The organism is Micromonospora sp. NPDC048887 (assembly GCF_040649715.1).
Taxonomy (GTDB): Bacteria; Actinomycetota; Actinomycetes; order Mycobacteriales; family Micromonosporaceae; genus Micromonospora.
The window spans coordinates 105,982-130,602 of sequence record NZ_JBEZGA010000009.1; the positions used below are offsets into that span (position 1 = coordinate 105,982).

At 74.9% G+C, this 24,621-nt stretch carries 21 protein-coding genes; 8 read left to right on the forward strand and 13 right to left on the reverse strand.

Features of this window, described 5'->3' with window-relative positions; translation table 11 throughout:
• The first annotated feature begins 24 nt into the window (after positions 1 to 24).
• From AB0C17_RS16205 to AB0C17_RS16215, 3 genes are read left to right on the forward strand one after another with little or no spacing between them, the layout of a single operon-like run.
• Positions 25 to 2,433: a glycoside hydrolase family 3 C-terminal domain-containing protein gene (locus AB0C17_RS16205; RefSeq protein WP_357387313.1), complete on the forward strand. Its 2,409-nt coding sequence runs from the start codon at positions 25 to 27 to the stop codon at positions 2,431 to 2,433.
• Positions 2,430 to 3,443, forward strand: a complete 1,014-nt coding sequence (locus AB0C17_RS16210) for a LacI family DNA-binding transcriptional regulator (RefSeq protein WP_357387311.1) — start codon at positions 2,430 to 2,432, stop codon at positions 3,441 to 3,443. The genes AB0C17_RS16205 and AB0C17_RS16210 overlap by 4 nt, the downstream gene beginning before the upstream one ends.
• Entirely contained in the window at positions 3,440 to 5,617 is a 2,178-nt protein-coding gene (locus tag AB0C17_RS16215) for a glycoside hydrolase family 95 protein (protein WP_357479155.1), read from the forward strand. The genes AB0C17_RS16210 and AB0C17_RS16215 overlap by 4 nt, the downstream gene beginning before the upstream one ends.
• Here the strand turns inward: AB0C17_RS16215 and AB0C17_RS16220 are convergent.
• The 4 genes from AB0C17_RS16220 to AB0C17_RS16235 are packed head-to-tail and all read right to left on the reverse strand — an operon-like array spanning position 5,614 to position 9,030.
• Positions 5,614 to 6,123 carry an NUDIX domain-containing protein gene (locus AB0C17_RS16220; protein WP_357387307.1) on the reverse strand — a complete coding sequence of 170 codons (510 nt, stop codon included), beginning with the start codon at positions 6,121 to 6,123 and terminating at the stop codon, positions 5,614 to 5,616. The two genes, AB0C17_RS16215 and AB0C17_RS16220, sit on opposite strands and share 4 nt — an antisense overlap.
• A gap of 10 nt (positions 6,124 to 6,133) precedes the next feature.
• Positions 6,134 to 7,009 (reverse strand): SDR family NAD(P)-dependent oxidoreductase, encoded by an 876-nt coding sequence (locus AB0C17_RS16225; protein ID WP_357387305.1) that lies wholly within the window; start codon positions 7,007 to 7,009, stop codon positions 6,134 to 6,136.
• On the reverse strand, positions 7,006 to 8,313 hold the full coding sequence (locus tag AB0C17_RS16230; RefSeq protein WP_357387303.1) for an NAD(P)-binding domain-containing protein: 1,308 nt from the start codon (positions 8,311 to 8,313) through the stop codon (positions 7,006 to 7,008). The genes AB0C17_RS16225 and AB0C17_RS16230 overlap by 4 nt, the downstream gene beginning before the upstream one ends.
• 54 nt (positions 8,314 to 8,367) lie before the next feature.
• Positions 8,368 to 9,030: a TetR/AcrR family transcriptional regulator gene (locus AB0C17_RS16235; protein ID WP_357387301.1), complete on the reverse strand. Its 663-nt coding sequence runs from the start codon at positions 9,028 to 9,030 to the stop codon at positions 8,368 to 8,370.
• Between the two features lie 73 nt (positions 9,031 to 9,103).
• Between AB0C17_RS16235 and AB0C17_RS16240 the strand changes: the two genes are divergently transcribed.
• The 3 genes from AB0C17_RS16240 to AB0C17_RS16250 are packed head-to-tail and all read left to right on the forward strand — an operon-like array spanning position 9,104 to position 12,291.
• Positions 9,104 to 10,456: an MFS transporter gene (locus AB0C17_RS16240; protein ID WP_357387299.1), complete on the forward strand. Its 1,353-nt coding sequence runs from the start codon at positions 9,104 to 9,106 to the stop codon at positions 10,454 to 10,456.
• Between the two features lie 12 nt (positions 10,457 to 10,468).
• Positions 10,469 to 11,641 carry a hypothetical protein gene (locus AB0C17_RS16245; protein ID WP_357479158.1) on the forward strand — a complete coding sequence of 391 codons (1,173 nt, stop codon included), beginning with the start codon at positions 10,469 to 10,471 and terminating at the stop codon, positions 11,639 to 11,641.
• Between the two features lie 59 nt (positions 11,642 to 11,700).
• The gene (locus tag AB0C17_RS16250) at positions 11,701 to 12,291 is read left to right on the forward strand and encodes a pyridoxamine 5'-phosphate oxidase family protein (RefSeq protein WP_357384640.1); all 591 of its coding nucleotides are present in this window, start codon (positions 11,701 to 11,703) and stop codon (positions 12,289 to 12,291) included.
• Positions 12,292 to 12,297: 6 nt separating this feature from the next.
• Here the strand turns inward: AB0C17_RS16250 and AB0C17_RS16255 are convergent, their stop codons facing one another.
• Positions 12,298 to 13,779 (reverse strand): peptide MFS transporter, encoded by a 1,482-nt coding sequence (locus AB0C17_RS16255; protein WP_357384638.1) that lies wholly within the window; start codon positions 13,777 to 13,779, stop codon positions 12,298 to 12,300.
• Positions 13,780 to 14,005: 226 nt separating this feature from the next.
• Between AB0C17_RS16255 and AB0C17_RS16260 the strand changes: the two genes are divergently transcribed.
• Positions 14,006 to 14,347: an RNA polymerase-binding protein RbpA gene (locus AB0C17_RS16260; RefSeq protein WP_007070998.1), complete on the forward strand. Its 342-nt coding sequence runs from the start codon at positions 14,006 to 14,008 to the stop codon at positions 14,345 to 14,347.
• A 64-nt stretch (positions 14,348 to 14,411) separates the two neighbouring features.
• Here AB0C17_RS16260 and AB0C17_RS16265 read toward each other — a convergent pair whose 3' ends face one another.
• From AB0C17_RS16265 to lnt, 3 genes are read right to left on the reverse strand one after another with little or no spacing between them, the layout of a single operon-like run.
• A complete protein-coding gene (locus AB0C17_RS16265) occupies positions 14,412 to 14,939 on the reverse strand; it encodes an FxsA family protein (protein ID WP_357479161.1) in 528 nt (175 codons plus the stop codon).
• A 53-nt stretch (positions 14,940 to 14,992) separates the two neighbouring features.
• The gene (locus AB0C17_RS16270) at positions 14,993 to 15,784 is read right to left on the reverse strand and encodes a polyprenol monophosphomannose synthase (RefSeq protein WP_357384634.1); all 792 of its coding nucleotides are present in this window, start codon (positions 15,782 to 15,784) and stop codon (positions 14,993 to 14,995) included.
• 22 nt (positions 15,785 to 15,806) lie between these two features.
• A complete protein-coding gene (gene lnt, locus AB0C17_RS16275; RefSeq protein WP_357384632.1) occupies positions 15,807 to 17,411 on the reverse strand; it encodes an apolipoprotein N-acyltransferase in 1,605 nt (534 codons plus the stop codon).
• 258 nt (positions 17,412 to 17,669) lie between these two features.
• Between lnt and AB0C17_RS16280 the strand changes: the two genes are divergently transcribed.
• Positions 17,670 to 18,530, forward strand: a complete 861-nt coding sequence (locus AB0C17_RS16280; RefSeq protein ID WP_357479164.1) for a BTAD domain-containing putative transcriptional regulator — start codon at positions 17,670 to 17,672, stop codon at positions 18,528 to 18,530.
• A 417-nt stretch (positions 18,531 to 18,947) separates the two neighbouring features.
• Here the strand turns inward: AB0C17_RS16280 and AB0C17_RS16285 are convergent, their stop codons facing one another.
• From AB0C17_RS16285 to AB0C17_RS16305, 5 genes are read right to left on the reverse strand one after another with little or no spacing between them, the layout of a single operon-like run.
• On the reverse strand, positions 18,948 to 20,297 hold the full coding sequence (locus tag AB0C17_RS16285) for a glutamate mutase L (protein WP_357479167.1): 1,350 nt from the start codon (positions 20,295 to 20,297) through the stop codon (positions 18,948 to 18,950).
• Positions 20,294 to 20,686: a hotdog domain-containing protein gene (locus AB0C17_RS16290; protein ID WP_357384626.1), complete on the reverse strand. Its 393-nt coding sequence runs from the start codon at positions 20,684 to 20,686 to the stop codon at positions 20,294 to 20,296. Before AB0C17_RS16290 ends, AB0C17_RS16285 begins: the two co-directional genes overlap by 4 nt.
• Complete coding sequence (locus tag AB0C17_RS16295; RefSeq protein ID WP_357384624.1) at positions 20,686 to 21,438, reverse strand: OAM dimerization domain-containing protein; 753 nt, start codon at positions 21,436 to 21,438, stop codon at positions 20,686 to 20,688. Before AB0C17_RS16295 ends, AB0C17_RS16290 begins: the two co-directional genes overlap by 1 nt.
• Positions 21,439 to 21,491: 53 nt before the next feature.
• On the reverse strand, positions 21,492 to 23,051 hold the full coding sequence (locus AB0C17_RS16300) for a lysine 5,6-aminomutase subunit alpha (RefSeq protein ID WP_357472706.1): 1,560 nt from the start codon (positions 23,049 to 23,051) through the stop codon (positions 21,492 to 21,494).
• The gene (locus AB0C17_RS16305) at positions 23,048 to 24,619 is read right to left on the reverse strand and encodes an amidohydrolase family protein (protein WP_357479169.1); all 1,572 of its coding nucleotides are present in this window, start codon (positions 24,617 to 24,619) and stop codon (positions 23,048 to 23,050) included. Before AB0C17_RS16305 ends, AB0C17_RS16300 begins: the two co-directional genes overlap by 4 nt.
• Positions 24,620 to 24,621 lie beyond the last annotated feature (2 nt).

Here is a 24,621-nt window from a genome sequence, read left to right on the forward strand (position 1 = left end):
GTACGCCGACCGGAGGCGCCCACCATGACCGACCCCGTCCCCCACCGTCTCGACGACCTGCTGGCCCGGCTCACGCTGCCGGAGAAGCTCGGCCTGCTGCACCAGTGGCAGGCGCCGGTGCCCCGGCTCGGCCTGCGCCCGTTCCGCACCGGCACCGAGGCGCTGCACGGCGTCGCGTGGCTCGGCACCGCCACCGTCTTCCCCCAGGCGATCGGCCTGGCCGCGAGCTGGAACCCGGACCTCATCCGGGCGGTCGGCGCCGCCGTCGGCGACGAGGTGCGGGTCAAGCACCGGGCCGACCCGGACCGCGTCGGGCTCAACGTGTGGGCGCCGGTGGTCAACCCGCTGCGCGACCCCCGCTGGGGACGCAACGAGGAGGGCTGGTCCGAGGACCCGTGGCTGACCGGCCGGCTCGCCACCGCGTACGGCCTCGGGTTGCGCGGCGACCACCCGATCCGGCTGCGTACCGCGCCGACCCTCAAGCACTTCCTCGGCTACAACAACGAGACCGACCGGGCCACCACCTCCAGCGACCTGCCGCCGCGGGTACTGCACGAGTACGAGCTGCCCGCCTTCCGCGCCCCCCTCGCCGCCGGCGCGGCGGTGGCAGTGATGGCGTCGTACAACCTGGTCGACGGCGTACCGGCGCACCTGAGCCCGCTGATCGAGGGCGAGCTGCGCGGCTACGCCAACGACGACATCATGGTGGTCGGCGACGCCGGAGCCGTCGGCAACATCGCCGGAGTGCAGGAGTACCTGCCCGACCACGTAGCGGGCTTCGCCGCCGCGCTGCGCGCCGGCATCGACAGCTTCACCGAGGACGACGAGGACAGCGCCCCCACAGTGGACCGGCTCGGCGAGGCGCTGGCACGCGGTCTGATCGAGCCCGCCCACGTGGACCGGGCGGTGCGCCGGATCCTGTCCGTGCGGCTGCGCCTGGGCGACCTGGACCCCGACCCCCACGACGACGTGCCGCCCGACACGCTCGACAGCCTCGCCCACCGGGAACTCGCCCGCGAGGCCGCCCGCCAGTCGGTGGTGCTGCTGCGCAACGACGGCCTGCTGCCGCTGCGCCCCGGCACCCGGGTCGCGGTGCTCGGCCCGCTCGCCGACTCCGTGCTCACCGACTGGTACAGCGGCACCCCGCCGTACGCGATCAGCGCCTACGCCGGGCTGCTCGGGCGCCTGCCCGAGGTGACCACCCACCCCGGCACGGACCGGATCACGCTGCACGCCGGCGACCGGGCGGTACGCCACGACGAGGGTGGCGCGCTGACGCTCGGCGGCACGGCGGCCGAGTTCGACGTGGTCGACTGGGGACAGGACGTGGTGGCGCTGCGCGCCGTGGACACCGGCCGGTACGTCGGCGCCGACGACGCCGGGGCGCTCGTCGCCGACCGCGACGGACCCGGTGGCTGGGTGGTCCGCGAGACGTTCCGCCTGCACCACCGGCCCGACGGCACCGCGCTGCTGCACCACCTTGCCACCGGCCGGCACGTCGCCGTCGACCCGCACGGACGGCTGAGCGTCGCCACCGGCGACCCGGCCGCGTTCACGGTGACGCTGCTCGCGGACGGGGCCGCAGCCGCCGCCGCGCTCGCCGCCGCAGCCGACGTGGCGGTGGTGGTGCTCGGCAACCACCCGATGGTCAACGGCCGGGAGACCGAGGACCGCGCCGACCTGGCGCTGCCCACCGGTCAGGCGGAGCTGTTGCGGGCGGTGCACGCCGCGAACCCGCGTACCGTGCTGGCGCTGACCAGCAGCTACCCGTACGCGGCCGGCTGGGCGCAGGAGCACCTGCCGGCCGTGCTGTGGAGCGCCCACGGCGGTCAGGAACACGGCAACGGGCTCGCCGACGTGCTGCTCGGCGCCGCCGACCCGGGCGGGCGGCTCACCCAGACCTGGTACGCCGACGCCGCCGAACTGCCCGACCTGCTCGACTACGACGTCATCGGCGCCGACGCCACGTACCTCTACCACCGGGGCGACCCGCTGTACCCGTTCGGCCACGGGCTCAGCTACGCCGAGTTCGACTACGCTGACCTCCGGTTGAGCACCGCCACGGCGCGCGCCGGCGAGGAGGTGGAGGTGAGCGTCGAGGTCACCAACACGGGCCGCCGCCCGGGCACCGAGGTCGTGCAGCTCTACACCCGGCAGCGCCACTCCCGGGTCAAGCAGCCGCTGCGGCAGCTGCGCGACTTCGCCCGCGTCACGCTGGATCCGGGCTGCGCCACCCGGGTGACGCTGCGCGTGCGTACCGCCGACCTGGCCTGGTGGGACGAGACGCGCGCCGCGATGGTGGTGGAGGACGCCGTCCACTCGGTGCTGGTCGGCCGGTCCGCGCGCGACATCCGGCTCGTCGGCGCGCTCACCGTGACCGGCGGCGACGCGACAGCCGAACCGGCGGGGGCCAGCTTCGGGGCGGCCCGGTGACCGGCCGGAGCCCCGGTGAGCAGGTCACCATCGCCGACGTGGCCCGCCACGCCGGGGTGGCCGCCAGCACCGTGTCGTACGTGCTCAGCGGCAAACGCACCATCTCGGCCACCACCCGCGGCCGGGTGCTCGCCAGCGTCCGCGCACTCGGCTACCACCCGCACGCCGGGGCCCGCGCGCTGGCCAGCCGCAAGGCCAACGTGATCGCGCTGGTGCTGCCGCTGCGTACCGGCATGCAGGTGCCGGTGGTGATGCGCTTCGCCACCGCGGTGGTCACCACGGCCCGCCGCCACGACCACGACGTGCTGCTGGTCACCGCCGACGAGGGACCGGCCGGGCTGCACCGGATCGCCGGCAGCGCGCTCGTCGACGGCGTGCTGCTGATGGACGTCGAGCTGGAGGACTCCCGGGTGCCGCTGCTGCGCGAGCTGGCGCTACCCGGCGTCCTGATCGGGCATCCCGCCGACAGCACCGGGCTGGCCTGCGTGGACCTCGACTTCCGGCGCGCGGGCGAGCTGTGCGTGGAACACCTGGCCGCCGCCGGGCACCGGCGGATCGCGCTGCTCGGCGCCCCGGCGGCCGTCTACGACCGGGGCACCGGGTTCGCCCACCGCACCCGTGCCGGGGTACGCGCCGCGGCCGAGCGGCTTGGCGTCGACGCGGTGACCCGGCCCTGCGAGGAGGGGCCGGCCGCGGTACGCCGCGACCTGGAGGCGCTGCTCGCCGACCATCCGGACGTCACCGGGCTGGTGGTGCAGAACGAGTCGGCGGTCGGGCCGGTGCTCGCCACGCTGCCCCTGCTGGGCCGCCGGGTGCCCGGGGACACCTCGGTCGTCGCGATCTGCCCGGACGAGCTGGCCGAGCAATCAGGGCTCACCTGCGTACCGGTGCCCGCCGAGGAGGTCGGCCGGCAGGCGGTGGCGTTGCTGATGCGGCGGCTGAGCGGCGAGCCGGTGCCGGAGGTGACGCTGCTGGAACCGCACCTCACAGTGCGGGACACCAGCAGGTGACCGCGCACGGCATCCACGACACCGCGCCGGCCGCCGACTGGACCGACGCGTTCCTCACCGGAAACGGTGAGCTGGGGCTGATGGTCCACGGGCTGCCGCACGCGGAACGGATCGTGGTCAACCACCACCGGCTCGTCCTGCCCAACGGCAGCCGGCACGCCCGCGCGCCCGAGCTGGCCGGCCGGATGCCGCACATCCGCGCGCTCGTGCTCGCCGGGCGGCGGGCCGAGGCCGCCCGGCTGCTCACCGGCGGCCGGGATCTGGAGTGGACCCAGTCGTTCCACCCCGGGTACGCGCTCACCGTCGACGCCGTGCCCGGACCGGTACGCGACTACCGGCGCGACACCGACTTCACCACCGGGCAGGTGACAGTCGAGTGGTCGGGCGGGCGGCGGCGCTGCTTCGCCTCCCGCGCCGACGGCGTCGCCGTGCTGCACCTCGACCAGGGCGACTGCGTGGTGGGGGCGACGGGTGAACTGCCCGGCCGGCCGGCCGACGTGGTCTACGAGCACGCCGCGTACCGCCGTGACGGGCTGGTGTTCCTGCGGGTACGCGCCCGCTACCCGGACGCCGGCGGCGCGTACGGCTTCGAGGGGCTGACGCTGCTGCGCGGCGACGTGAGCGTCGACGGCGACCGGGTGCGGGTACGCGGACCGGCGCTGCTCACCACGCTCGTGGACCGGCCCGACGCGCCGCCCTGGCGTACCCGGGGATCGGAACGGCGACTCGCCGCGCTGGCCGGGGACTACGACGAACTGCTGGCCCGGCACGTGCCCCGCCACGCCGGACCGTACACCCGGGTCGGCCTGGACCTCGGCGTGCCCGCCGCCGACCGGGCGTTACCAGTCGGTGAGTTGCTGGCCCGGCAGGCCGCCGCGCCGGACCGGCTGGACCCGGCGCTGCTGGAACGGCTGTTCCACTCCGGCCGGTACCTGCTGTTCAGCGCCAGCGGGGTGCTGCCGCCCCGGCTGACCGGGCTGTGGCTGGGCTCCTGGGACGCGGCGTGGGCCGGCGACTTCACCACCGACGCGAACCTGAACCTGCAACTCGCCGGCGCGAACGTGGGCGCGTTGCCGGAGGTGAGCGCCGCGCACGCCCGGCTGGTCGCCGCCCAGGTGGACCACTGGCGCGCGAACGCCCGCGCCGTGTACGGGGCACGCGGGCTGCTGGCGCCCAGCCGCACCGACGGCGAGCACGGGCACCTGTTCCACGTCCACCCGGACTGGCCGTTCACCGCGTGGCTCGCGGGCGCGGACTGGCTGCTGCATCCGCTGCACGAACACCACCTGGTCACCGGTGAGCCGCTGGGCGAGGTGGCCGGCTGGCTGGCCGAGGTGGCGGACTTCTTCGCCGACGTGCTGACCGTCGTGGACGGCCGGCCGGCGCTGGTGCCGTCGTACTCGCCGGAGACCGGCCCCTACGACGACACCGGCCGCGTCGCGCCCGTCGCCGTCAACGCCACCATGGACGTCGCCGCCGCCCGGCACGCGCTGCGGCTGGCCGCCGAGGTGACCGGCGACGACAGGTGGGCCGGGGTACGGCCGCCCGGCTACCTGGTCGACGGGCGCGGCGCACTGGCCGAGTGGGCGTGGCCCGGCAGTGCCGGCGACGAGGACCACAGGCACGTCAGCCACCTGTATCCGGTGTGGCCGCTGGACGAGATCGATCCGGACGACACCCCGGAGCTGGCCGCCGCCGCGCACCGGGCGCTGACCTTACGCGGAGACGAGGACCGGTCCGCGCACGGCAGCCTGCACCGGGCCCTGGCGGCGGCACGGCTGCGCGACGGCGGGCTGGTAGCGGCGAACGTGCGCGAGATCCTCGGCGCGGACATGTTCTTCCGGTCGCTGATGAGCGCGCACAACCCGGGCCGGACCACGTACAACGCCGACGCCGCGCACGCGCTGCCGGCGGTGCTGATCGAGTCGCTGGTGCGGTCCCGTCCGGGGATGCTGCGGTTGCTGCCCGCGCCGCTGCCGGACCTGCCCGCCGGGACGCTACGCGGGATCACCTGCCGGGGCCGGGTCACCGTCGAGGAGCTGACCTGGGCGCCGGGCCGGGTCCGGGCGCGGCTGGTGTCGCCGGTTCCGCAGCGCGTGACCGTGTACGGCCCGAGCGGCCGTCACACGGTCGATCTGGTTCCGGACCGGGCTTACGAGGTGGTGTTCGGCTAGATGTTGTCGGGCTGGCGCAGCGCCGGGTGGCGCTGCCCCGGCGCGGCGTACCAGGGCGGCGCGTCGTCGGTGAGCGCGGTGCCGATCCGCAGCCGGGACCAGTCGTCCAGGTCGGGCAGCGCGTCCGGGGCGAACCAGGCCACCGCCAGCGACTCGTCGCCGTCGGCCGTCGGCGCCCCGCCGACCGCACGGCAGCGGAACCAGATGTTGAGGTATTCGCAGGCGTCGCCGTTGGGGTAGACCACCGGGTGGGTGGCCACGCCGGCGAGCCGGTCGATGGCCACCCGCACGCCCGTCTCCTCGCGGACCTCGCGCACCAGCGCGTCAGCGGGCTGCTCACCCGGGTCCACGGTGCCGGCCGGGACCGACCAGCGGCCGTTGTCGCAGCGGCGGGCCAGCAGCACCCGTCCCGCGTCGTCGGTGACCACGCCGCTGACGCCGTACAGCATCAGCAGGTCGTGGCCGACGTGCCGGCGCAGCCGGGCGATGTAGGGCGAGACGGCCATGACGAGCACGCTACCGGCGGTCCTGCCGGTGCCGCCGGACCATCCCCTCGGCCAGCGTCGCGCCGTCCAGGTCACCGGCGGCCAGCCGCCCGGCGACGGTACGGCGCACCATCCGGTCGGCCAGCGCCGGAGCGTGCCGGGCCAGCGCCAGTTCGATCCGGCCGCGCCGGGTGGTGGCCACGTCGCGTGGCGCGCGCCGGGCGGTGGCGGCGCGCAGGATCGCCGCGACGACCCCGTCGACCGGCTCCGGGCGGGAGACCCCGTTCAGCGACAGCCCGGCCGCCACAGTGCTGTCGTGGATCGGGGAGGCGACCATGCTGGGGTAGACGACGCTGACGCCGACGTGCGTGCCGACCTCGTGGCGCAGCGCGTCGGCGTACGCGACGAGCGCCCGCTTGCTCACCCCGTACGCGGCGGCCAGCGGCAGCGGCAGGACTGCCATCCGGCTGGCCACGAAGATCACCCGGCCGCGGGCGGCCTCCAGGGCCGGCATCGCGGCGGCTGTGGTCCGCCAGGCGGCGAGCAGGTTCACCTCGATCTGGCGGCGTACCACCTCGTCAGGTGGCAGCTCGGCGGGCGCGGGCCCGCCCACACCGGCGTTGTTGATGAGCAGGTCGAGCCCGCCGAGCCGGTCGACGGCCGCCGCCACGGCCGGTGGCGTCGCGGCCGGATCGGTCAGGTCGACGCCGAGCACCGGCGGGGTGGCGTCGGGGTCGGCGTGCAGGTCCAGCCCGACCACGTGGGCACCGGCGGCGGTCAGTGCCGCGCCCAGGTGCTGCCCGAACGTGCCCCGGGCGCCGGTGACAAGCACCCGCCGCCCGGCCAGCCCGCGCACCGCGCCGGTTCCGGTCCGCCGCGCCCCGGCGGCCGGGTCCCGGCCGCTCATCGGGCCGCTCCGGCGCGACGCCGACCGGCGGCCAGTTCCCGGCCCAGTTCGGCCAGGTAGACGTCGAAGTCGACGCGCATGTGCGGGCGGCGCTGGCCCCACCGGGCGGTGGCGGCGCGCAGCTCGTCGCGGCAGGCGGCGGCCTGGCGGGCCGGATCCGGTGGCGCCCAGGTGCCGGCCAGGCGCGCGGCCACCAGCCGGGCCTGCGCCTCGACCAGGGGGAACGCCGCGCCGGTGGACTGCATGAGCCCGACGAACGCCAGCCCGGGGGCGTCCAGGTGGAACACGTGCCGGTACAGCGGCAGCCGGTCCGCGCCGTCGCCGAGCAGCGCCGGGTCGAGGAACGGCACCTCGACCCGGTAGCCGGTGCACCAGATCACCAGGTCGACCTCGTCGTGGCGGCCGTCGGTGAACTCGGCCCGGTGGCCGTCGAGGCGGGCGATGCCGGGCCGGGCCTGGATGTCGCCGTGGGTCAGCCGGGACAGCAGCGCGTCGGACAGCGTCGGGTGGTCCTGGAGGAAGCCGTGCGCCGGTGCGGGCAGCCCGTACCTGCTGGGCGGACCGACCGCCGTGGTGATCATGGTCTGGCTGATCCGCTGCCGCAGCCGCCACGGCAGCCGCCGGGCCAGTGCGCCGTTGAGCGTGTCCGAGGGGCGGCCGAGCAGGTACTTCGGCACCACCCACACGCCCCGGCGCAGCGACAGCAGTGTGCGTTCGGCGGCGTACGAGGCGTCGACGGCGATGTCCATGGCGGAGTTGCCGCCGCCGACCACGAGCACCCGGCGTCCGGCGAGCTGTTCGGGCCCCCGGTAGTCGTGGCTGTGCATCTGCTCGGCGGTGCACTCGCCCGGGTACGGCTCGGGTCGCTTCGGCACCCGATTGTGCCCGTTGGCGACCACCACCGCCTCGACGTCGACCTCGACCGGGCCGTCCGGCCCGGTGGCACGTACCCGCCAGCCGTCTCCGGTGCGGGTGACCCGGTCGACTGTGTGCCGCAGCCGTACCGCCTCGCGCAGCCCGAACCGGTCGGCGTAGTCGCCGAGGTAGCCCGCGATCCGGGTGTGGTCGGGGTAGTCCGGCCAGTCGGCGGGCATCGGGTGGTCGGCGAACTCGGTACGCCCCTTGCTGGTGTTCAGGTGCAGCGTGCGGTACGCGGGCGAGCCGGGCGACCCGTACACCCAGAGGCCGCCGAGCGTGTCCGCGGCCTCGAACGCCACCGCCGGGACACCCGCGTCGGCGAGCGCCTTGAGCGTGGCCAGTCCGGCGGCCCCGGCGCCGACGACAGCGACCCTCGGTGTGGCCATGCCCGCCTCCTTAATCCAACGACCGATGGATAATCTCCGGAGCGCGGGCCGGCGTCAAGCCCGGGTGCCGTCCGGGCCGCCCTGGTACAGCGCGTCGAGGAACCGGTGCACGAACGCCCGGAACTCGCGCCGCTCCCGCGCGCCGGACCCGGCCCCGGCGGCCAGCGTCACCACGTGCCCGTGCACCGCCCAGACCAGGGACCGCACCGTCACGTGCGGGGTCGGCTCGGTCAGCGCGCCCGCCTCGGCCGCGGCCAGCAGCAGCTCCTCGACCAGCCCGTACAGCGGCGCGGCGTAGCGGCGGTCCAGTTCGCCGTGCCGCTGCGGCTCCAGCCAGCGGCGCAGCCACAGCGCGGTGGTCTCCGGCCGGTCCTCCAGGAAGTCGACGAACACGTCCACCAGGTCGTGCAGCGCCCGCAGCGCGTCCTGCGGGCCCGCTGCCAGGGCCGCCCGGGCGCGCTCCCCGGCCGCCTCGATCACCTCCCGTTCGGCGCTGAACACCCGGGCGAAGCAGGCGTCGTAGAGCTGCGCCTTGGTGCCGGTGTGGTGCGCGACGGTGGCCGCGTCCACGCCCGCGGCGGCGGCGACGTCGCGGACGCTCACCGCGTCGAAGCCCCGCTCGGCGAACAACGCGGTGGCGGCGGCGAGCACCAGGTCACGGGTCGGCCGCTGGTCGTCGCGGCGGGGCCGGCCCGGACGGCGGCGAGGCGTGGTCATCCGGCCATTGTTCCCCCTACAATCCAGCAACCGTTGGATTGGGGCCGGCGTGCCCCGAGGACAGGAGACCCCCATGACCGGGCTGGATCAGCGCTCCGACGCGGTCACCCTGCCGCGCGGCCCGCTCGTCGGGTTCGCCACCGGCTCGCTCGGCATGGGCGTCTGGGTCACCGTGCCCGGCCTGCTGCTGCTCTACTTCCTGACCGACGTGCTGGCGGTCGCGCCGTGGCTCGCCGGGCTCACCCTGCTGCTGCCGAAGATCGCCGACGTGCTGCTGCACCCGTGGATCGGGCACCGCTGCGACGTCGAGCAGGCCCGCCGGGGACACCGGCGCCGGCTGCTGCTGGCCGGCTGCGTGCTGCCGCTGGCGTTCGCCGCGCTGTTCGCGGTGCCCGGCGGCCTCACCGGCGCCGCCGCCGCGGGCTGGGTGGCGGTCTTCTTCGTCGCCGGCAACCTGCTGTTCGCCGCCTACCAGGTGCCCTACCTGGCGACCCCGGCGGACCTGCGGATCGGCTACCACGAGCGGACCCGGCTGATGGCGTTCCGGATGGTGGTGCTGACCCTCGGCATCCTCGTCTCCGGGCTCCTCGCGCCGCTGCTGGCCGGTGGCGACGACGCCACCCGGGACGGGTACCTGCTGATGGGCGTGGTGCTGGCGGCCGGGATGCTCGCCGCGATGCTGGTGGGCGTCGCCGGGATCGGCCGGTTGCGCCGTACCGCCGCCGACGCGGTCCCGCCGCACGGCCCGGGCGGGTGGCGGGCACTGGCCGCGAGCCTGCGGGACCGGCAGTTCCGCTGGCTGGTCGGCGCGTACCTGGCCATGTCCACCACCACCCACCTGGTGCTCGCCGGGGTGCCCTACTACGCCGAGTACGAGCTGGGCCGCCCCGGCCTCACCACGGTGCTGGTGGCCGCGTTCGTCGCGCCGGCACTGCTGGTCACCCCGGGCTGGCTGGCGGTGGCGCGGCGGATCGGCAAGCAACGTGCCCTGCTCGCCGGGCAGGCCGCGTTCGCCGCCGGGTCGCTGGTGCTGGCGATCGGCCGTCCGGCCGGGCTGCCGGTGCTGGTGGCCGCCGTGGCGGTGCTCGGGGTGGCGTTCGCCGGCATGCAGCTGCTGCCGTTCTCGATGCTGCCCGACGTGATCCGCGCGGCCGGCGGCACCGAGCGGGCCGGCACGTACACCGGGGTGTGGACCGCCACCGAGGCCACCGGCGCGGCGCTGGGCCCCTACGCGTACGCGTTGTGCCTGGCCGCCGGCGGATTCGTGGCCTCGACCGCCGGGCAGAGCGTGACCCAGTCCCCGGCCGCGCTGGACGCGCTGCGCTACGGCTTCGGGCTGCTGCCCGCCGTCGTGATGGTGGTGGCGGTGCTGCTGCAACGCCGCTACACCCTCGACGGCGCGGCCCGCGCGGACGCCGCCGGATAGACTTCGCCCCCGATGGACGCCGAGCCCGCCACCGACATCCGACCCTGTGCCCACTGCGGACGCGACGTGCCGCAACGTGTCGGCGCGGGCCGTCCGTTCCGCTACTGCCGGGACAACGACGGCGCCTGCCAGCGGGCCGCCCGCAACTCGCGGATGCGCCACCGCAACTCCCCCGGCCTGCCCGGTCAGGTGGCGCGCACCTGGGAGGCGGTGGACCGGCTCGACCAGATCGTGGAGACGCTCACCGAGGCGCTGCACGCCGAACTGTCCCCGGCCGGTGTGGAACGGCAGCTCGCCGAACTGCGCGCGGAGACCGCCACGCAGGTGGCCGCCGCGCACGCCGAACGCGACGAGGCCCGCCGGGAGGCCGAGGACGCCAGCGCGGCTGCGGCCCGCGACCGGCAGCAGGCCCGCGCCGCGTACGCCGAACGCGACACCGCCGCCGAACGCGCCGAGCGGGCGGAGGCCACGGCCTCGGCGGCGGCCGAGCGGGCCGCCGCGGCCGAGGACGCCCGCGACGCCGCCCGCGCCGAGGCGGGCGCGGCGCAGGCCCTGCGGGTGCAGGCCGAACGCGACCGCGACGCGGCCCGGCACGAACTGCGCACGGTACGCACCGAACGCGACGCCGAACGCCGCCGCGCGGGCGAGCTGACCGCCGAGCGGGACGCCGCCCGCGCCGACGCCGAGCGGGCCACCCGATCCGCCGCCGAGGCCCTGGACCAGGCCGAACAGTCCCGCGCCGAGGCCGACCGGGCCCGCGCCGAGGCGCAGGCCGCCCAGGGCCGGGCCGCCGAGGCGGACCGTTCCGCCCGGGCCGCGACCGAGCGGGCCGACGCACAGGCCGCCGCCGCACAGCAGGCCCGGGCCGAGCGGGACCGCGCCGACACTGCGCTGGAACGCGTCCGCGCCGAGGCTTCCGCCGCCGTCGAGCGAGCCCGCGCCGAGACGGCCGGCGCGGTGGAGCAGGCCGCCGCCCGTACCGCCGAGCGGGACGCGCTGGCAGCGGAGCTGGCCGAGGCGCGGCGGGCCGCGAGCGCCGCCGAGGCCCGGGCGGCCGACCTGGCCGCGCGGACGGCGACAATCGAGGCGGACCGGGACGCCGCGCAGCGCCGGGCCGGGCAGCTCGCCGACCAGGTGAGCGATCTGGCGACGGCGCTGGCGCGGCTCGGCACGCGTACCGGCTGAGCGGCCACGGGCTGGGAACGGGGCAGCGCCGCACCCGGCCCGGCGGCGAGGATCAGGGCATGGGAAAGACGTACGAGCGCATCGACGGCCGGCTGCGGGACTTCGTCGAGGCGCAGCCGATGTTCTTCGTGGCCACCGCCCCGCTGTCAGGTGACGGCACCGTCAACCTGTCTCCGAAGGGGCTGCGCGGCTGCTTCGCGGTGCTCGACGAGCACACCGTGGCGTACCTCGACTTCGCCGGCAGCAACGCCGAGACCATCGCCCACCTGCGGGAGAACGGCCGCATCACGCTGATGTGGTGCGCGTTCGCCGGCCCGCCGAACATCGTGCGGGTGCACGGGCGCGGCGAGCCGGTGTTCCGCGACGACCCGCGCTGGCCCGACCTGCTAACCCACTTCCCCGACATCGACCCCGGCCCGCACGGCCTGCGGGCGATCATCGTGGTGCACGCCGAGCTGATCCGCGACACGTGCGGTTACGCGGTGCCGTTCATGACCTACGACGCCGACCGGGACCTGCACGAGCGCCGGTTCGCCCGGGAGGACGACACCTCGCTGAGCGCGTACTTCGCCGGCAAGGACCACGTGGCCACCAGCATCGACGGGCTGCCCGGGCTGCCGTTGCCGCTGCCACCGACCCCGGCGGTGTGAGCCCGGTCAGTGGATGCCGGCCATCAGGTGCCGGATCTGGCGGGTGAACATCACCGCGGCCAGGCCCAGCACCACCGAGGCCAGCCCGAAGGTCAGGAAGTACACCGGCTGGGACCAGGTGCCGGCCAGCCGCGCCACCTGACCGCCGATGGCGTCACCGACCGCGGTGGCCAGGAACCACAGGCCCAGCATCTGACTGGCGTACTTGACCGGGGCGAGTTTCGTGGTGGCGGACAGGCCGACCGGGCTCAGCGACAGCTCACCGGCGACCTGGATCGCGTACACCGCGACCAGCCACAGCGGTGAGACCAGGTCGCCACCGACTGCTGCCCGCGCGGCGGCGGCCATCAGCACGAACGACAGGCCGTTGAGCACCAGGCCGACGGCGAACTTCGTGGGCGTGGACACCCGGTGGCCGAGTTTGAGCCACAGCGCGGCGGCCAGCGGCGCGCCGATGATGATCAGGATCGGGTTCACCGACTGCAGCCAGGACGCCGGGAACGTGAACCCGCCCACCGACCGGTCGGTCTGGTCGGCGGCGAAGATGTTCAGCACCGACCCGGCCTGGTCGTAGATGAGCCAGAACGCGGCGGCGAACAGGAACAGCCACACGTACGCCTTCATCCGGCTGCGTTCGGTGGCGCTGATCTCCCGGTCGGTGAGGATCCGCGCGAAGTAGCCGACCGTCACCAGCACCGTCACCACGGTCAGCAGGTTGACCACCGTGTCGACGGTGAACCAGCCGGCCAGCAGCAGCACCAGCAGCACGGCGAGCAGCACGACGCTCGCCACGCCGACGCGGGTCAGCGCGCGCCGCCGGTCCGCGCCGAGCAGCGGGTCCGCCGGGCGGGCACCCGCGTCGCCCAGGTTGCGGCGGCCCAGCACGTACTGGAGCACACCGAAGGTCATGCCGACCGCCGCGGCGCCGAACCCCAGATGCCAGTTGATCTTCTCGCCCAGGAAGCCGGTGATCAGCGGGGCGATGAACGCGCCCAGGTTGATGCCCATGTAGAAGATGGAGAACCCGGCGTCGCGGCGCGGCGAGTCCCGCTCGTACAGGTCGCCGACCATGGTGGAGATGTTCGGCTTGAGCAGGCCGGTGCCGGCCACGATCAGCGCCATGCCGGCGAACACGCTCCACCCGGTCGGGATCGCCATCACGTAGTGGCCGGCGGCGATCACCACGCCGCCCCAGAGCACGCTGCGGCGCGCGCCGATCAGCCGGTCGGCGACCCAGCCGCCGGGCAGCGCCATCAGGTAGACCATGGCGTTGTAGGTGCCGTACACGGCGTTGGCGCTGGACTCGCCGAGGTCCAGGCCGCCGTCGGCGACCGCGGCGGTCAGGTACAGCACCAGGATCGCCCGCATGCCGTAGAAGCTGAACCGCTCCCACATCTCGGTGAGGAAGAGCGTGGACAGCGCGCGGGGATGACCGAAGAAGGTCTTCCCGGCGGGCGGTCGGGCCCCGACCGGCGCGTCACTGCTCATCGTCACCTCCGGCACGCAAACAGGTGGGTAACATCCCCGTTGGCAGGCGAAACACTCCACCGATTCGGCCCGGCCGGGGACGACCCCGCCGGGCAGCTGTCATGGCCGGTTACCCTTGACACTCCCGACCCGCGTACGGCCCTGCCGCCGTGGCCCCGGGGAATGGGCGAGCGGTCACCGGCCGTTACACCCGAAGACCAGCACCACGAACGAGGGGAAGTCGATCATGGGCGAGCGCATGCTGCGCGGTAGCCGGCTGGGCGCGGTCAGCTACGAGTCCGACCGCAACACGGAGCTCGCGCCACGCCAGACCCGCGAGTACCTCTGCGCCAAGGGCCACCAGTTCGAGGTGCCGTTCGCCGTCGACGCCGAGGTCCCCACGACCTGGGAGTGCAAGTTCGACGGCAGCGTCGCCCGCCTGGTCGACGGCACCGAGCCGGAGCAGAAGAAGGCCAAGCCGCCGCGTACCCACTGGGACATGCTGCTGGAGCGGCGCTCGATCGCCGAGCTGGAGGACATCCTCGCCGAACGGCTCCAGGAGGTCCGTACCCGCCGGGGTCGTGCCTGACCGTCTGTAACGCGCGGAAACGCCCCCGGGATCACCCGGGGGCGTTTCGCTGTCTCCACGCGCCTCAGCGGTCGACGATCTCACCCTCGATGGCCTTGCCCGGGTCGGTGACCGGCTGCGGCGACGGCGACGAGGCCGGGGCGGGCTCCGGGGCCGGCTGCGGCGCACCCCGGTACACACGCACCCGGCGCGGGCCGAACAGGTCACCGGCGACCATCGACGACACCCGCCGCTCGGTGGCCCGGCGCACCCCGCCGCCGGCCAGCCGGCGCAGCGGCGGCACCAGCAACAGCAGCCCCACCACGCCGCTGAACAGGCCCGGCAGCGCCAGCAGCAACGCACCCAGCAGGCCGATCAGCCCGTCGGTCACCTCGGGGCCCGGCGGCCGGCCGGCCGGTGCCGCGGCGCGGAAGCCGCGCCACGCCCGCATGCCCTCGCGGCGCAGCAGCACCAGGCCCAGCAGGGACGCCCCGAACACCAGCAGCACCGCCACGCCGAACCCGACGGCCCGGCCGACCAGCACGAAAACGGTCAGCTCCAGCAGCGCGAGCAGCAGCAGGGCCGGTGGTACGAACTTCAGTCCTCGGCGCATCTCACCTCATCCGACCGGGGTCATCACGCCCGTCAAGCATGACACGCCCTCGCTCAAGGCCAGCGCGCGAGCGCATCCGGGCGCGACGGCGTGGCCGCCAGGCGGTCCCGCACGCCCCAACGGGTGACCCGCCACAGCGCCTCCGCCACGATCAGCGGGCTCATCTTGCTGTCGCCGTGTTCCCGCTCGGCGAACGTGATCGGCACCTCCACGATCCGCACCCCGGCCCGGTGCGCCAGCCGCGACAGCTCCACCTGGAACGCGTACCCCTGGGACCGCACCGAGTCCAGGTCGATCGCGTCCAGCGCGCTGGACCGGTACACCCGGTAGCCGCCGGTGGCGTCGCTGACCGGCATGCCCAGCGCCAGCCGCGCGTACAGGTTGCCGACCCGGGACAGCAGCAGCCGCCGCCACGGCCAGTTCAGCACCCGCGCGCCACGCGTCCACCGGGAGCCGATCACCACGTCGGCGTCGCGGGCGGCGTGCAGCAGCGCCGGCAGGTCCTCCGGGGCGTGCGAGCCGTCGGCGTCCATCTCCACCACCGCGTCGTAGCCGCGTGCGCGCGCCCAGGCGAACCCGGCCAGGTAGGCCGCGCCGAGCCCTTCCTTGCCGGCCCGGTGCAGCACGTGCACCCGCGGGTCGCCGCCGGCGATCCTGTCGGCGATCGCGCCGGTGCCGTCGGGGCTGTTGTCGTCGGCGACGAGGACGTCCACCGCCGGCGCCGCCTCGCGTACCCGGGCGACGATGCGCCCGACGTTGCCGGCCTCGTTGTAGGTGGGGATGACCACCAGGACCCGTCCCACCCCGGGATGCCCGACCGTCCGCCTGTCGGCTGCCACGCCCACCGTCGCACCACCTCTCGTCGGCTCAGCCGGGAGCGACCTCCCGGCGCCGGCGCAGCACCGCCGCGCCGGCCAGGGCCGCGACCGCCAGCGCCGTCAGCGCCACCTCCGGCCACACTCCGGCCGTGGTCGCCGGGGTACGCCCGTCTCCGAGTTCCATCTGCCGCACCACCACAGCAGCGGTGTTGAACCCGGTCGCACCGTCTACCCGCCCGTCCGGGGAAACGAACCCGGACACCCCGACCGTGGAGGCCATCAACGCGGCCCGGCCGTGCTCCACGGCCCGCAGCCGCACCATCGCCAGCTGCTGGCGGGCCTCGGCCACGTCGAACGTGGCGTTGTTCGTCTGCACCACCAGCAGCTGCGCGCCGCCGGTGACCGTGTCGCGGACGATGCCGTCGTAGGCGACCTCGAAGCAGATCACGTCGCCGAGCACGGCCGGGCCGGTGTTCAGCACGCCGGGACGGTCACCGGCGACGAAGTCGGACCGGACCCGGTCGACCTGGGAACTGACCTTGCGGGCGATGGACCGCAACGGCACGTACTCGGCGAACGGCACCGGATGCCGCTTCGTGTACACCTGGTCCAGATCCGGGCCGGTTCCCGGCCGCCACAGCAGCCCCGCGTTGCGCACCTCACCCTGGCCGGGACCGACCAGCACCGCACCGACCAGGATCGGCGCGCCGATCGCGTCGGCCGCCCGGGAGATCCGCTCCCCCGCGCCCGGGTTGCGCAACGGGTCGATGTCGCTGGAGTTCTCCGGCCACACCACCACGTCGGGGCGGTCCTGCCCGCCCTCGGCGACCCGCCGCGCCAGCTCCAGCGTCGCGTCGACGTGGTTGTTCAGCACCGCCTGCCGCTGCGCGTTGAAGTCCAGCCCGAGGCGCGGCACGTTGCCCTGCACGATGGCGACGGTGACGGTGTCGCCCGCGCCGCGTACCCCTGTCGGCACGGCCGTGCCGGCGGCGAGCAGCGCCACCAGCGCGGCGGTGAGCCCGGCCACCGGCCGCCACTGCCCGGGCGCGCGCCGCCAGTCCCGCCACGCGGCGGTGACCAGCAGCCCACCGGCGACCGCGACGGCGAACGTGACCAGCGGGGCGCCGCCGAGCGCGGCCAGCTTCAACAGCGGCGAGGTGTCCTGGCTGAACGCCAGCCGCCCCCACGGGAACCCGCCGAACGGGGTGCGGTCACGCAGCGCCTCCTGCCCCACCCACAGCACACCGGTGAGCAGCGGCCACGCCGCCCGGTGCCGGTCGGCGAGCGGCGACACCCACGCGGCGGCGGCGCCCAGCAGCGCCAAATAGGCGGCCTGCAGCAGCGACAGCAGCGCCCACGGCAGGTAACCGGTGTGCAGGTTGGTCCACTCCAGCAGCGGCGCGAACAACGCCACCCCGGTCAGAAAGCCCAGCCCGGCGCCGGCGCGCAGCCGCCGCCGGTGCACCGCGGCGGCCAGCAACGCCACACCGACCGGCGCCAGGGGCCACCACCCGTACGGCGGGAACGCCAGCAGCAGCGCCACCCCGGCCAGCACGGCGGCCGGCACGGCGAGCGTCAGCGGCAGGGGACGCGTGCCGCCGTCACCGGGTGCCCCGTCGGTGGCACGCGGCTGTTCCCGGTCCAGCGTCGTCACCGGCACCTCCCCACGATCACGGGCCGAAGGCTACCCGCCCGGACCGTCGCGGGACCGAACCGGTGTGGGGCGTGCCACCGCCCGCGCGCGGACAGGCGACAATCGGGCGCATGCGGTTCGGTGTGCTCGGCGCGACCCAGGCGTACGCCGCCGACGGCAGCGTGCTGCCCGTCACCGGCGGGCGGCTGCGCGCGCTGCTGGTGCTGCTCCTGCTCGACGCCGGCCGCACCGTGGCGCCGCGGCGAACCCCTCGCGGACGTGACGGACGCGCCGTTCGCCGGCGTGGAGGCGGCCCGGCTGCGGGCGGCCCGACTGGCCGCGGTCGAGGACCGCGTGGAGGCGGAACTGGCGCTGGCGCCGGCCGCCGAGCCGCTGATCGCCGAGCTGCGGGACCTGGTGGCGGCGCATCCGCTGCGGGAACGGCTGCACGGGCTGCTGATGCGTGCCCTGCACGGCGCCGGTCGCCGCGCCGAGGCGCTCGCCGTCTACGCCGACGCCCGCCGGGTGCTGGCCGAGGAGCTGGGCACCGACCCGTCGGCGGAGCTGGCCGCGCTGCACACGGCGCTGCTGCGCGACGACGCCGCGCCGCCCGCCCGGCTGCCGAGCCCGCTGACCAGCTTCGTCGGCCGGGACGGGGAACTGCGGCGCGTGGGTGAGCTGCTCGGCGCGGCCCGGCTGGTCACCCTGCACGGGCCGGGCGGCGCCGGCAAGCTGGTGGGCTGGCAGTGGCGCGACGGCGTCGGCCGGGCACTGGCGGCGGTGGCGCTGATCCTGCTGCTGCGCGTCGCGCTGACCTGGGTGGGCATCCTGTTCGGGCTGCTCGTGCCGAACCCGGACACGGTCGCGGTGGTGGTGTTCCCGCTGGCGTTCCCGCTCACCGCGCTGTCGAACGTGTTCGTGGCGCCGGAGCTGATGCCGCACTGGCTGGGCGCGATCGCCGCCTGGAACCCGCTGTCGGCGACCGTCGCGGCGGCCCGGGACCTGTTCGGCAACCCGGGCCTGGGCGGGGACACATGGCCGGCCCGGCACGCGCTGGAACTGGCGATCGCCTGGCCGCTGGCGCTGATCGCGGTGGCCGCCCCGGCTGCGGTGCGCCGCTACCGGCGGCTGGGCCGCTGACACGGGGGACATCGGGGGGATGAAATCGGGGCGCGGCCGAAGCCGCGCCCCGATGCTCCCAGGCCCTTCCCGGCCGGTGGGGCGAAGACGATCGGCGCCGACCTTCGGACCGACCCGACGTGGACTGGCTGCCCCCGCCTGGCCGTTGTCTACTGGCCGTGCCTCTCACCCTGCCCGTACACCGGTAACCGCGGCCGGTTCGCGCCGCCCCGCCGACCCCCGCCCGCTGGACCTGGCCGCCGCAACCTTCCGGTCGCTCGGCCAGCGGACGAAGGGACGAAGCGAACAACAGCCGCTTCCCGTGGTAGGACTCAAAGACGGTACGGCGTAGACCCCCGCCGCTGTCAACCCACCCGGGCCTGTCGTGTGTTGCGACACGGCGTGTCGCGTCGGCGCGTCTCGATTCCCGAGCCCGGTTCAGGCGCCCAGGTGGTGCCGCAGCACCGCCGCCGCCGCACCCGGATGATCGTCGGCGAGCAGCCCCGCGGCGGCCAGCACGTAGTCCACGTCGACGACCGGCCGCGCCGCCCGCGGCAACGCCCACCCGCCGGCATGGTCGGTGAGCACCGCGTCGAGCACCGCCGCCGCGTCACCCGGATCGGCGTGCCGCAGCACCCCACCGGAGCCGACGAGCAGCTTCACCTCCCGCAGGTCCCGCCCGGCCCGCTCCCCCGTCGCCGCACCCCGCGCGTGCCGCCGCAACGCCACGGTCGCGGCCAGCGCGGCGATACGCCGGTCCACGGCCCGCTCGCCGTCACCGGCGGGCAGGAACCCCGGGTCGGCGGCCCGGACCGCCGCCGCTGCCGCCAGCTCCGCCTCGTCGGCCGGGTCGAGCAGCCGCTCCTCGACCGCCGCGCGCACCACACCCGGCGCGCTCCACCGCATGCCCAGGTCCCCCTCGACGGTGCGGGCCCGCCACAGCGTCCCGGCGACCTCCTGACTCGGGCCGCTGTCCCGCTCGTCGGGGGTGAGCACCGAGTACACGTCGGTGGTCGCCCCACCCACGTCCACCACCGCGAGGTCACCGCCGAGCGTGCCGGCGAGGACCTCCACGCCGGTGAGCACCGCGTCCGGGGTGGCGGCGCGGACCAGCCGCGCGAACCGCGTACCCCGGGACAGCTTCTTGCCGCCGATGACGTGCCGCAGGAACACCTCCCGGATCGCCGCCCGCGCCGACGCCGGCTCCAGCACCCCGATGCGCGGCAGCACGTTGCCCGCCGCCGTCACCGGCACCCCCGCGCCCGCCAGCAGCGCGCACAGCTCGTCCCGCACGTCGGCGTTGCCCGCCAGGACCACCGGCACCCGGAAACGGGCCCTCGCCAGCCGCGTCGCGTTGTGGGTGACCGTCTCGGCGTCCCCGCCGTCGGTGCCACCCACCAGCAGCACCACGTCCGGGCGGGCCGCCCGCAACGCCGCCACGTCCGCGCCCGACATCCGGCCCGCCGCCACGTGCACCACGTTCGCGCCCGCCGACAGACCGACCCGCCGGCCCGCCTGAGCGGTGACGAGGGGCTCGTAACCCACGACCGCGAGGCGCAGCCCACCCCCGGCCGACGAACACACGTACCAGGGCACCTCAGCGACCCCGGCCGACGCGGTGGCCGCGCCGACCGCGGCGTCCAGGCCGTGCAGCACATCGGTGCCCACAGTGGTGGGCGCCGACGCCGCCGCGACCAGCCGGCCGCCGTCGAGGTCCACCACCGCGGCCTTCGTGTACGTCGACCCGACGTCGGCGCAGACGACGACCGGCTCGCTCCTCGCGCTCACGCCGACGCTGGCACGACCACCGTGCCGGTCGCGGTGACCGCCACGATCGGCTCGTCGAGCACCTCGGCGGCCGACTCGCCCCTGTCCGGGCGGCCCCGGCACACCACAGTCGCGGCGAAGTCGATGGTGCGGCTGCGGGTGCCCACCCGGGTCACCGTCGCGGTCACCTCCAGCACGTCACCGGCCTTCATCGGCGCCCGGAACTGCACGTCGGCGTACGAGGCGAACAACCCCTCGTCACCGTCGGTGCGGATGCACACCTCGGTCGCCACGTCACCGAACAACCCCAGCGCGTACGCCCCGTCGACCAGGTTGCCCGCGTAGTGGGCGTGGGAGTACGGCACATACCGGCGGTGGACGACGGTAAGACCGACACGGGAATCGCTCATCAGGTGTTCGCCTTCCTGGAGGTGATCAGGGCATGCACGAGGTAACTGGCGACCTCACCCGGGGTGGTGCCACGGCCGAAGATCCGGTCCACGCCCAGCTCACCGGTCATCGTCTCGTCGAAGCGCGGCCCGCCGACGATCAGCAGCGGCCGGCGCCCGGCCGGCATCGCCTCCCGGAACGCCGCCGACATCTCCCGCGTGTTGTGCAGGTGCGCGTCGCGCTGCGTCACCACCTGCGACACCAGCACCGCGTCCGCCTTCTCCCGCCGGGCCGCCTCGACCAACTCCGGCACACTCACCTGCGCGCCGAGGTTCGTGACCTTCAGCTCCCGGTAGTACTCAAGGCCCTTCTCGCCGGCGATGCCCTTGACGTTGAGGATCGCGTCGATGCCCACGGTGTGCGCGTCGGTGCCGATGCAGGCGCCCACCACCGACAGCTTGCGGCGCAGCCGCCGCTTCACCACCGCGTTGACCTCCTTGGCCGACAGCAGCGGATAGTCACGCTCCACCACCTGCACCTTCGCCAGGTCCACCAGGTGGTTCACCCGCCCGTACACCACGAAGAACGTGAACCCGTCGCCGATCGGCTTGGCGTGCACCAGCATCGCCGGGTCCATGCCCATCTTGTTCGCGAGCTGCACCGCCGCGCCCTCGGCCCGCTTGTCGTGCGGCACCGGCAACGTGAACGACACCTGCACCATGCCGTCACCTGTGGTGTCCCCGTACGGCCGCACGACCGTCTTCTCGCTCATGCTGTGCTGGCCGGGCATGGCCTCGCGGCCCTCGCTTCGCTCGGTGCGCTCGCTCATGCCGGCTGCTCCAGGATCTCCGTGGCCGGGTTGTAGTAGTCCGCCTCGTGCCGCGCCACCCCGGAAAGGCCCTTGCCCCGGTCCGCCGGCCGCTTCATGATCCCGAACGTGCCCTCGGCGATCGCCGTCAGCAACGACTGGTCCCCGATGCGCTCCAGCAGGTCCACCGCCTCACCGAGCACCCGGTGCGCCCGCGCCTGGATGAACCCGCCCGGCGCCGGCACGAAGTCCTCGTGCAACCCGCCCGCCGCGCCCAGCACGTACCGCACGTTCTGCAGGGCGATGTCCCGGTCCGACAGCCACGGCGTCACCACCGCCTCGGTCATCATCCCCACCAGCAGGATCCCCTGCCCGGTCATCGTGCCCACCAGGTTGAAGAACCCGTCCAGCAGGTTGCCCCGGAACACGTCACCGGTCATGTGCTTCGTCGGCGGCATCCACTTCAACGGCGCGTCAGGGAACAACTCCCGCGCCAGCAACGCGTGCGCCAGCTCCAACCGGAACGACTCCGGCACATCCGGGTTGATCTCGAACGCGTGCCCCAGCCCCAGCTGCCAGTCCGCCAGCCCCGCCTCGTGCGCGAAGAACTCGTTCAGCAACTGCGACACCGTCACCGTGTGCGCCTCGTCCACCGCGTCCGCGGTGGTCAGGTAGTTGTCCTCACCGGTGTTGATGATGATCCCCGCCCGCGCGTGCACCTGCCGCGAGAACCGCTGGTCCACGAACGTGCGGATCGGGTTGATGTCGCGGAACAGGATCCCGTACATCGAGTCGTTGAGCATCATGTCCAGCCGCTCCAGGCCGGCCAGCGTCGCCATCTCCGGCATGCACAGACCCGACGCGTAGTTCGTCAACCGCACATACCGGCCCAGCTCCCGCGACGACTCGTCCAGCGCCGCCCGCATCAACCGGAAGTTCTCCTGCGTCGCGTACGTGCCGGCGAACCCCTCCCGGGTCGCCCCCTCCGGCACGTAGTCCAGCAGCGACTGCCCCGTCGACCGGATCACCGCGATCACGTCAGCGCCGGCCCGCGCCGCCGCCTGCGCCTGCGGAATGTCCTCGTAGATGTCACCCGTCGCCACGATCAGATAGATCCACGGCCGCCGCGCCGGATCACCGAACCGCTTCACCAGTCGGTCCCGCTCCGCCCGCCGCCTGTCGATGCCGCGGATCCCCGCCGCCACCGCCTTACGCGACGCCCGCCGGGCAGCCGTCGCCGCCTTCCCCGACGGCTGCGCGAACCGCACCGACCCGGCCGCCGCCTTCTGCGCCAGCAACGTCACATCGGCGATGCCCTCACGCGCCAGCGCGTCGAACACCGGCGCCGCCACCCCGTGCCCCAGGCCAACGTCCGCGACCACCGCGTCCACGAGCCGGTTCACCCACGGAATGCCGTCCGGGTCCGCGCCGGACACCCCGGCCAGCCGCAGCACCGCCCGCTCCACCGACACCGTGGTGTGGCTGCGCGCCAGATCCACCACCGGCTGCCCCGCGCGACGCGCCAACTCCCGCGCCCGCGCCACCAGCGCCGGATCCAGCCCAAGCTTCCCTGTCACGAAGACCCTTCCTGATAGATCACGTCACCGCGCAACACAGTGGCCCGGCACACCGGCAGCGGCGTCGGATCGTCCGCCCCCCGCAACTCCGGATCCTCCGCCAGCACCACCGGCAAACCCCGCTCCACGCCCGCCGGGGTGTCCCACACCGCGAACGTCGCCGGGGCCCCCAACGCCAGCACACCCTCGTTGTCCAGGTGCACCGCCCGCCACCCGCCGCGCGTGTGCGCCGCGAACGCCGCCCGCACACTCATCCGCTGCGCCGGATTGTGATGCGCCGCCGCCGCCCGCACCGACCCCCACGGATCAAGCGGCGTCACCGGCGAATCCGACCCGAACGCCAACGCCACCCCGACGCCGTGCATCGCACCCATCGGATTCGACTCCAACGACCGCGCCAACCCCAGCCGCGACTCGTACATCCGGCCCGCGCCGCCCCACAACCTGTCGAACGCCGGCTGCATCGACGCCACGATCCCGAACTCCACGAACCCGGCGATCAACGCCTTGCTCATGATCTCCGCGTGCTCCACCCGGTGCCGGGCCGCCCGCAGCCGGTCCACACCCAGCGACCGCGCCGCCAGACCGAACCCCTCCAGCACCGTCCCGATCGCCGCGTCCCCGATCGCGTGGAACCCGCCCTGCAACCCGTGCGCCGCGCAGTCCAGCAGATGATCACGGACCTGCTCCGCCGACACGTACCCGTGTCCGCACGCCCCCGCCTCACCGTCCAGGTACGCCGCCGACACGTGCGCCGTCCGCGACCCCAGCGCCCCGTCGGCGAACAGGTCACCACCCGCGCCCACCGCGCCCAGCTCCCGCGCCTTCGCCGCGCCCAGCAGCTCACCCCAGTACCCGTACACCTCCGGCACCCCGGCCCCCGAGATCGCCAGCAGCCCGGTGAAGTCCTCCTCGTCGGAGATGTCCGGCCCACCGCACTCGTGCACCGCCGCGATACCCAGCGACGCCGCGTGCGTCAACGCCCGCCGCTGCGCCGCCACCCGCTGCGCCCGCGTCACCGACCCGAACGCCGCCGCCCGCACCACGTGATGCGCGTCGCGCCGCAACCACCCCGACGCGTCGTACCCGGCCGCCGACACCACCTCCGGGCACGCCGCCAGCAACTCCGCCGACACCAACGCCGAATGGATCGACGCCTGCGACAGATACACCCGCCGCCCACCGGCCGCCCGACCCAGCGCCGCCGCACCCGGCAACACCGCATCCGCCCAGCCCGACTCGTCCCAGCCGTGCCCCAGCACCACCGTGTCACCCGGCAGCCCCGCCGCGAACGCCGACACCGCCTCCAGCAACTCACCAGCCGACCGCACCGCCGACAGATCCAGCCCCGACAACGCCAACCCGGTATCCGTCGCGTGCACGTGCGCGTCCACGAACGCCGGCGTCACCAGCGCACCACCCAGCTCCACCACCCGGTCCGCGCGCGGCGCCTCCGCGTCCGTACCCAACCAGGCGATCCGCCCGTCGCGCACCAGCAGCGCCGTCGCGCTCGGGTCGGCCGGACAGTGCAGCACTCCGCCGCGATACAGCGTCGAGGGGTTCGTCATGG

What these genes read in the sequence shown, in the direction of transcription:
- AB0C17_RS16205 (WP_357387313.1), top strand. Translation starts at nt 25, where the DNA reads ATGACCGACCCCGTCCCCCACCGTCTCGACGACCTGCTGGCCCGGCTC.
- AB0C17_RS16220 (WP_357387307.1), bottom strand. Translation starts at nt 6,123, where the DNA reads ATGGCCGTCTCGCCCTACATCGCCCGGCTGCGCCGGCACGTCGGCCAC.
- AB0C17_RS16225 (WP_357387305.1), bottom strand. Translation starts at nt 7,009, where the DNA reads ATGAGCGGCCGGGACCCGGCCGCCGGGGCGCGGCGGACCGGAACCGGC.
- AB0C17_RS16230 (WP_357387303.1), bottom strand. Translation starts at nt 8,313, where the DNA reads ATGGCCACACCGAGGGTCGCTGTCGTCGGCGCCGGGGCCGCCGGACTG.
- AB0C17_RS16235 (WP_357387301.1), bottom strand. Translation starts at nt 9,030, where the DNA reads ATGACCACGCCTCGCCGCCGTCCGGGCCGGCCCCGCCGCGACGACCAG.
- AB0C17_RS16240 (WP_357387299.1), top strand. Translation starts at nt 9,104, where the DNA reads ATGACCGGGCTGGATCAGCGCTCCGACGCGGTCACCCTGCCGCGCGGC.
- AB0C17_RS16245 (WP_357479158.1), top strand. Translation starts at nt 10,469, where the DNA reads ATGGACGCCGAGCCCGCCACCGACATCCGACCCTGTGCCCACTGCGGA.
- AB0C17_RS16250 (WP_357384640.1), top strand. Translation starts at nt 11,701, where the DNA reads ATGGGAAAGACGTACGAGCGCATCGACGGCCGGCTGCGGGACTTCGTC.
- AB0C17_RS16255 (WP_357384638.1), bottom strand. Translation starts at nt 13,779, where the DNA reads ATGAGCAGTGACGCGCCGGTCGGGGCCCGACCGCCCGCCGGGAAGACC.
- AB0C17_RS16260 (WP_007070998.1), top strand. Translation starts at nt 14,006, where the DNA reads ATGGGCGAGCGCATGCTGCGCGGTAGCCGGCTGGGCGCGGTCAGCTAC.
- AB0C17_RS16265 (WP_357479161.1), bottom strand. Translation starts at nt 14,939, where the DNA reads ATGCGCCGAGGACTGAAGTTCGTACCACCGGCCCTGCTGCTGCTCGCG.
- AB0C17_RS16290 (WP_357384626.1), bottom strand. Translation starts at nt 20,686, where the DNA reads ATGAGCGATTCCCGTGTCGGTCTTACCGTCGTCCACCGCCGGTATGTG.
- AB0C17_RS16295 (WP_357384624.1), bottom strand. Translation starts at nt 21,438, where the DNA reads ATGAGCGAGAAGACGGTCGTGCGGCCGTACGGGGACACCACAGGTGAC.
- AB0C17_RS16305 (WP_357479169.1), bottom strand. Translation starts at nt 24,619, where the DNA reads ATGACGAACCCCTCGACGCTGTATCGCGGCGGAGTGCTGCACTGTCCG.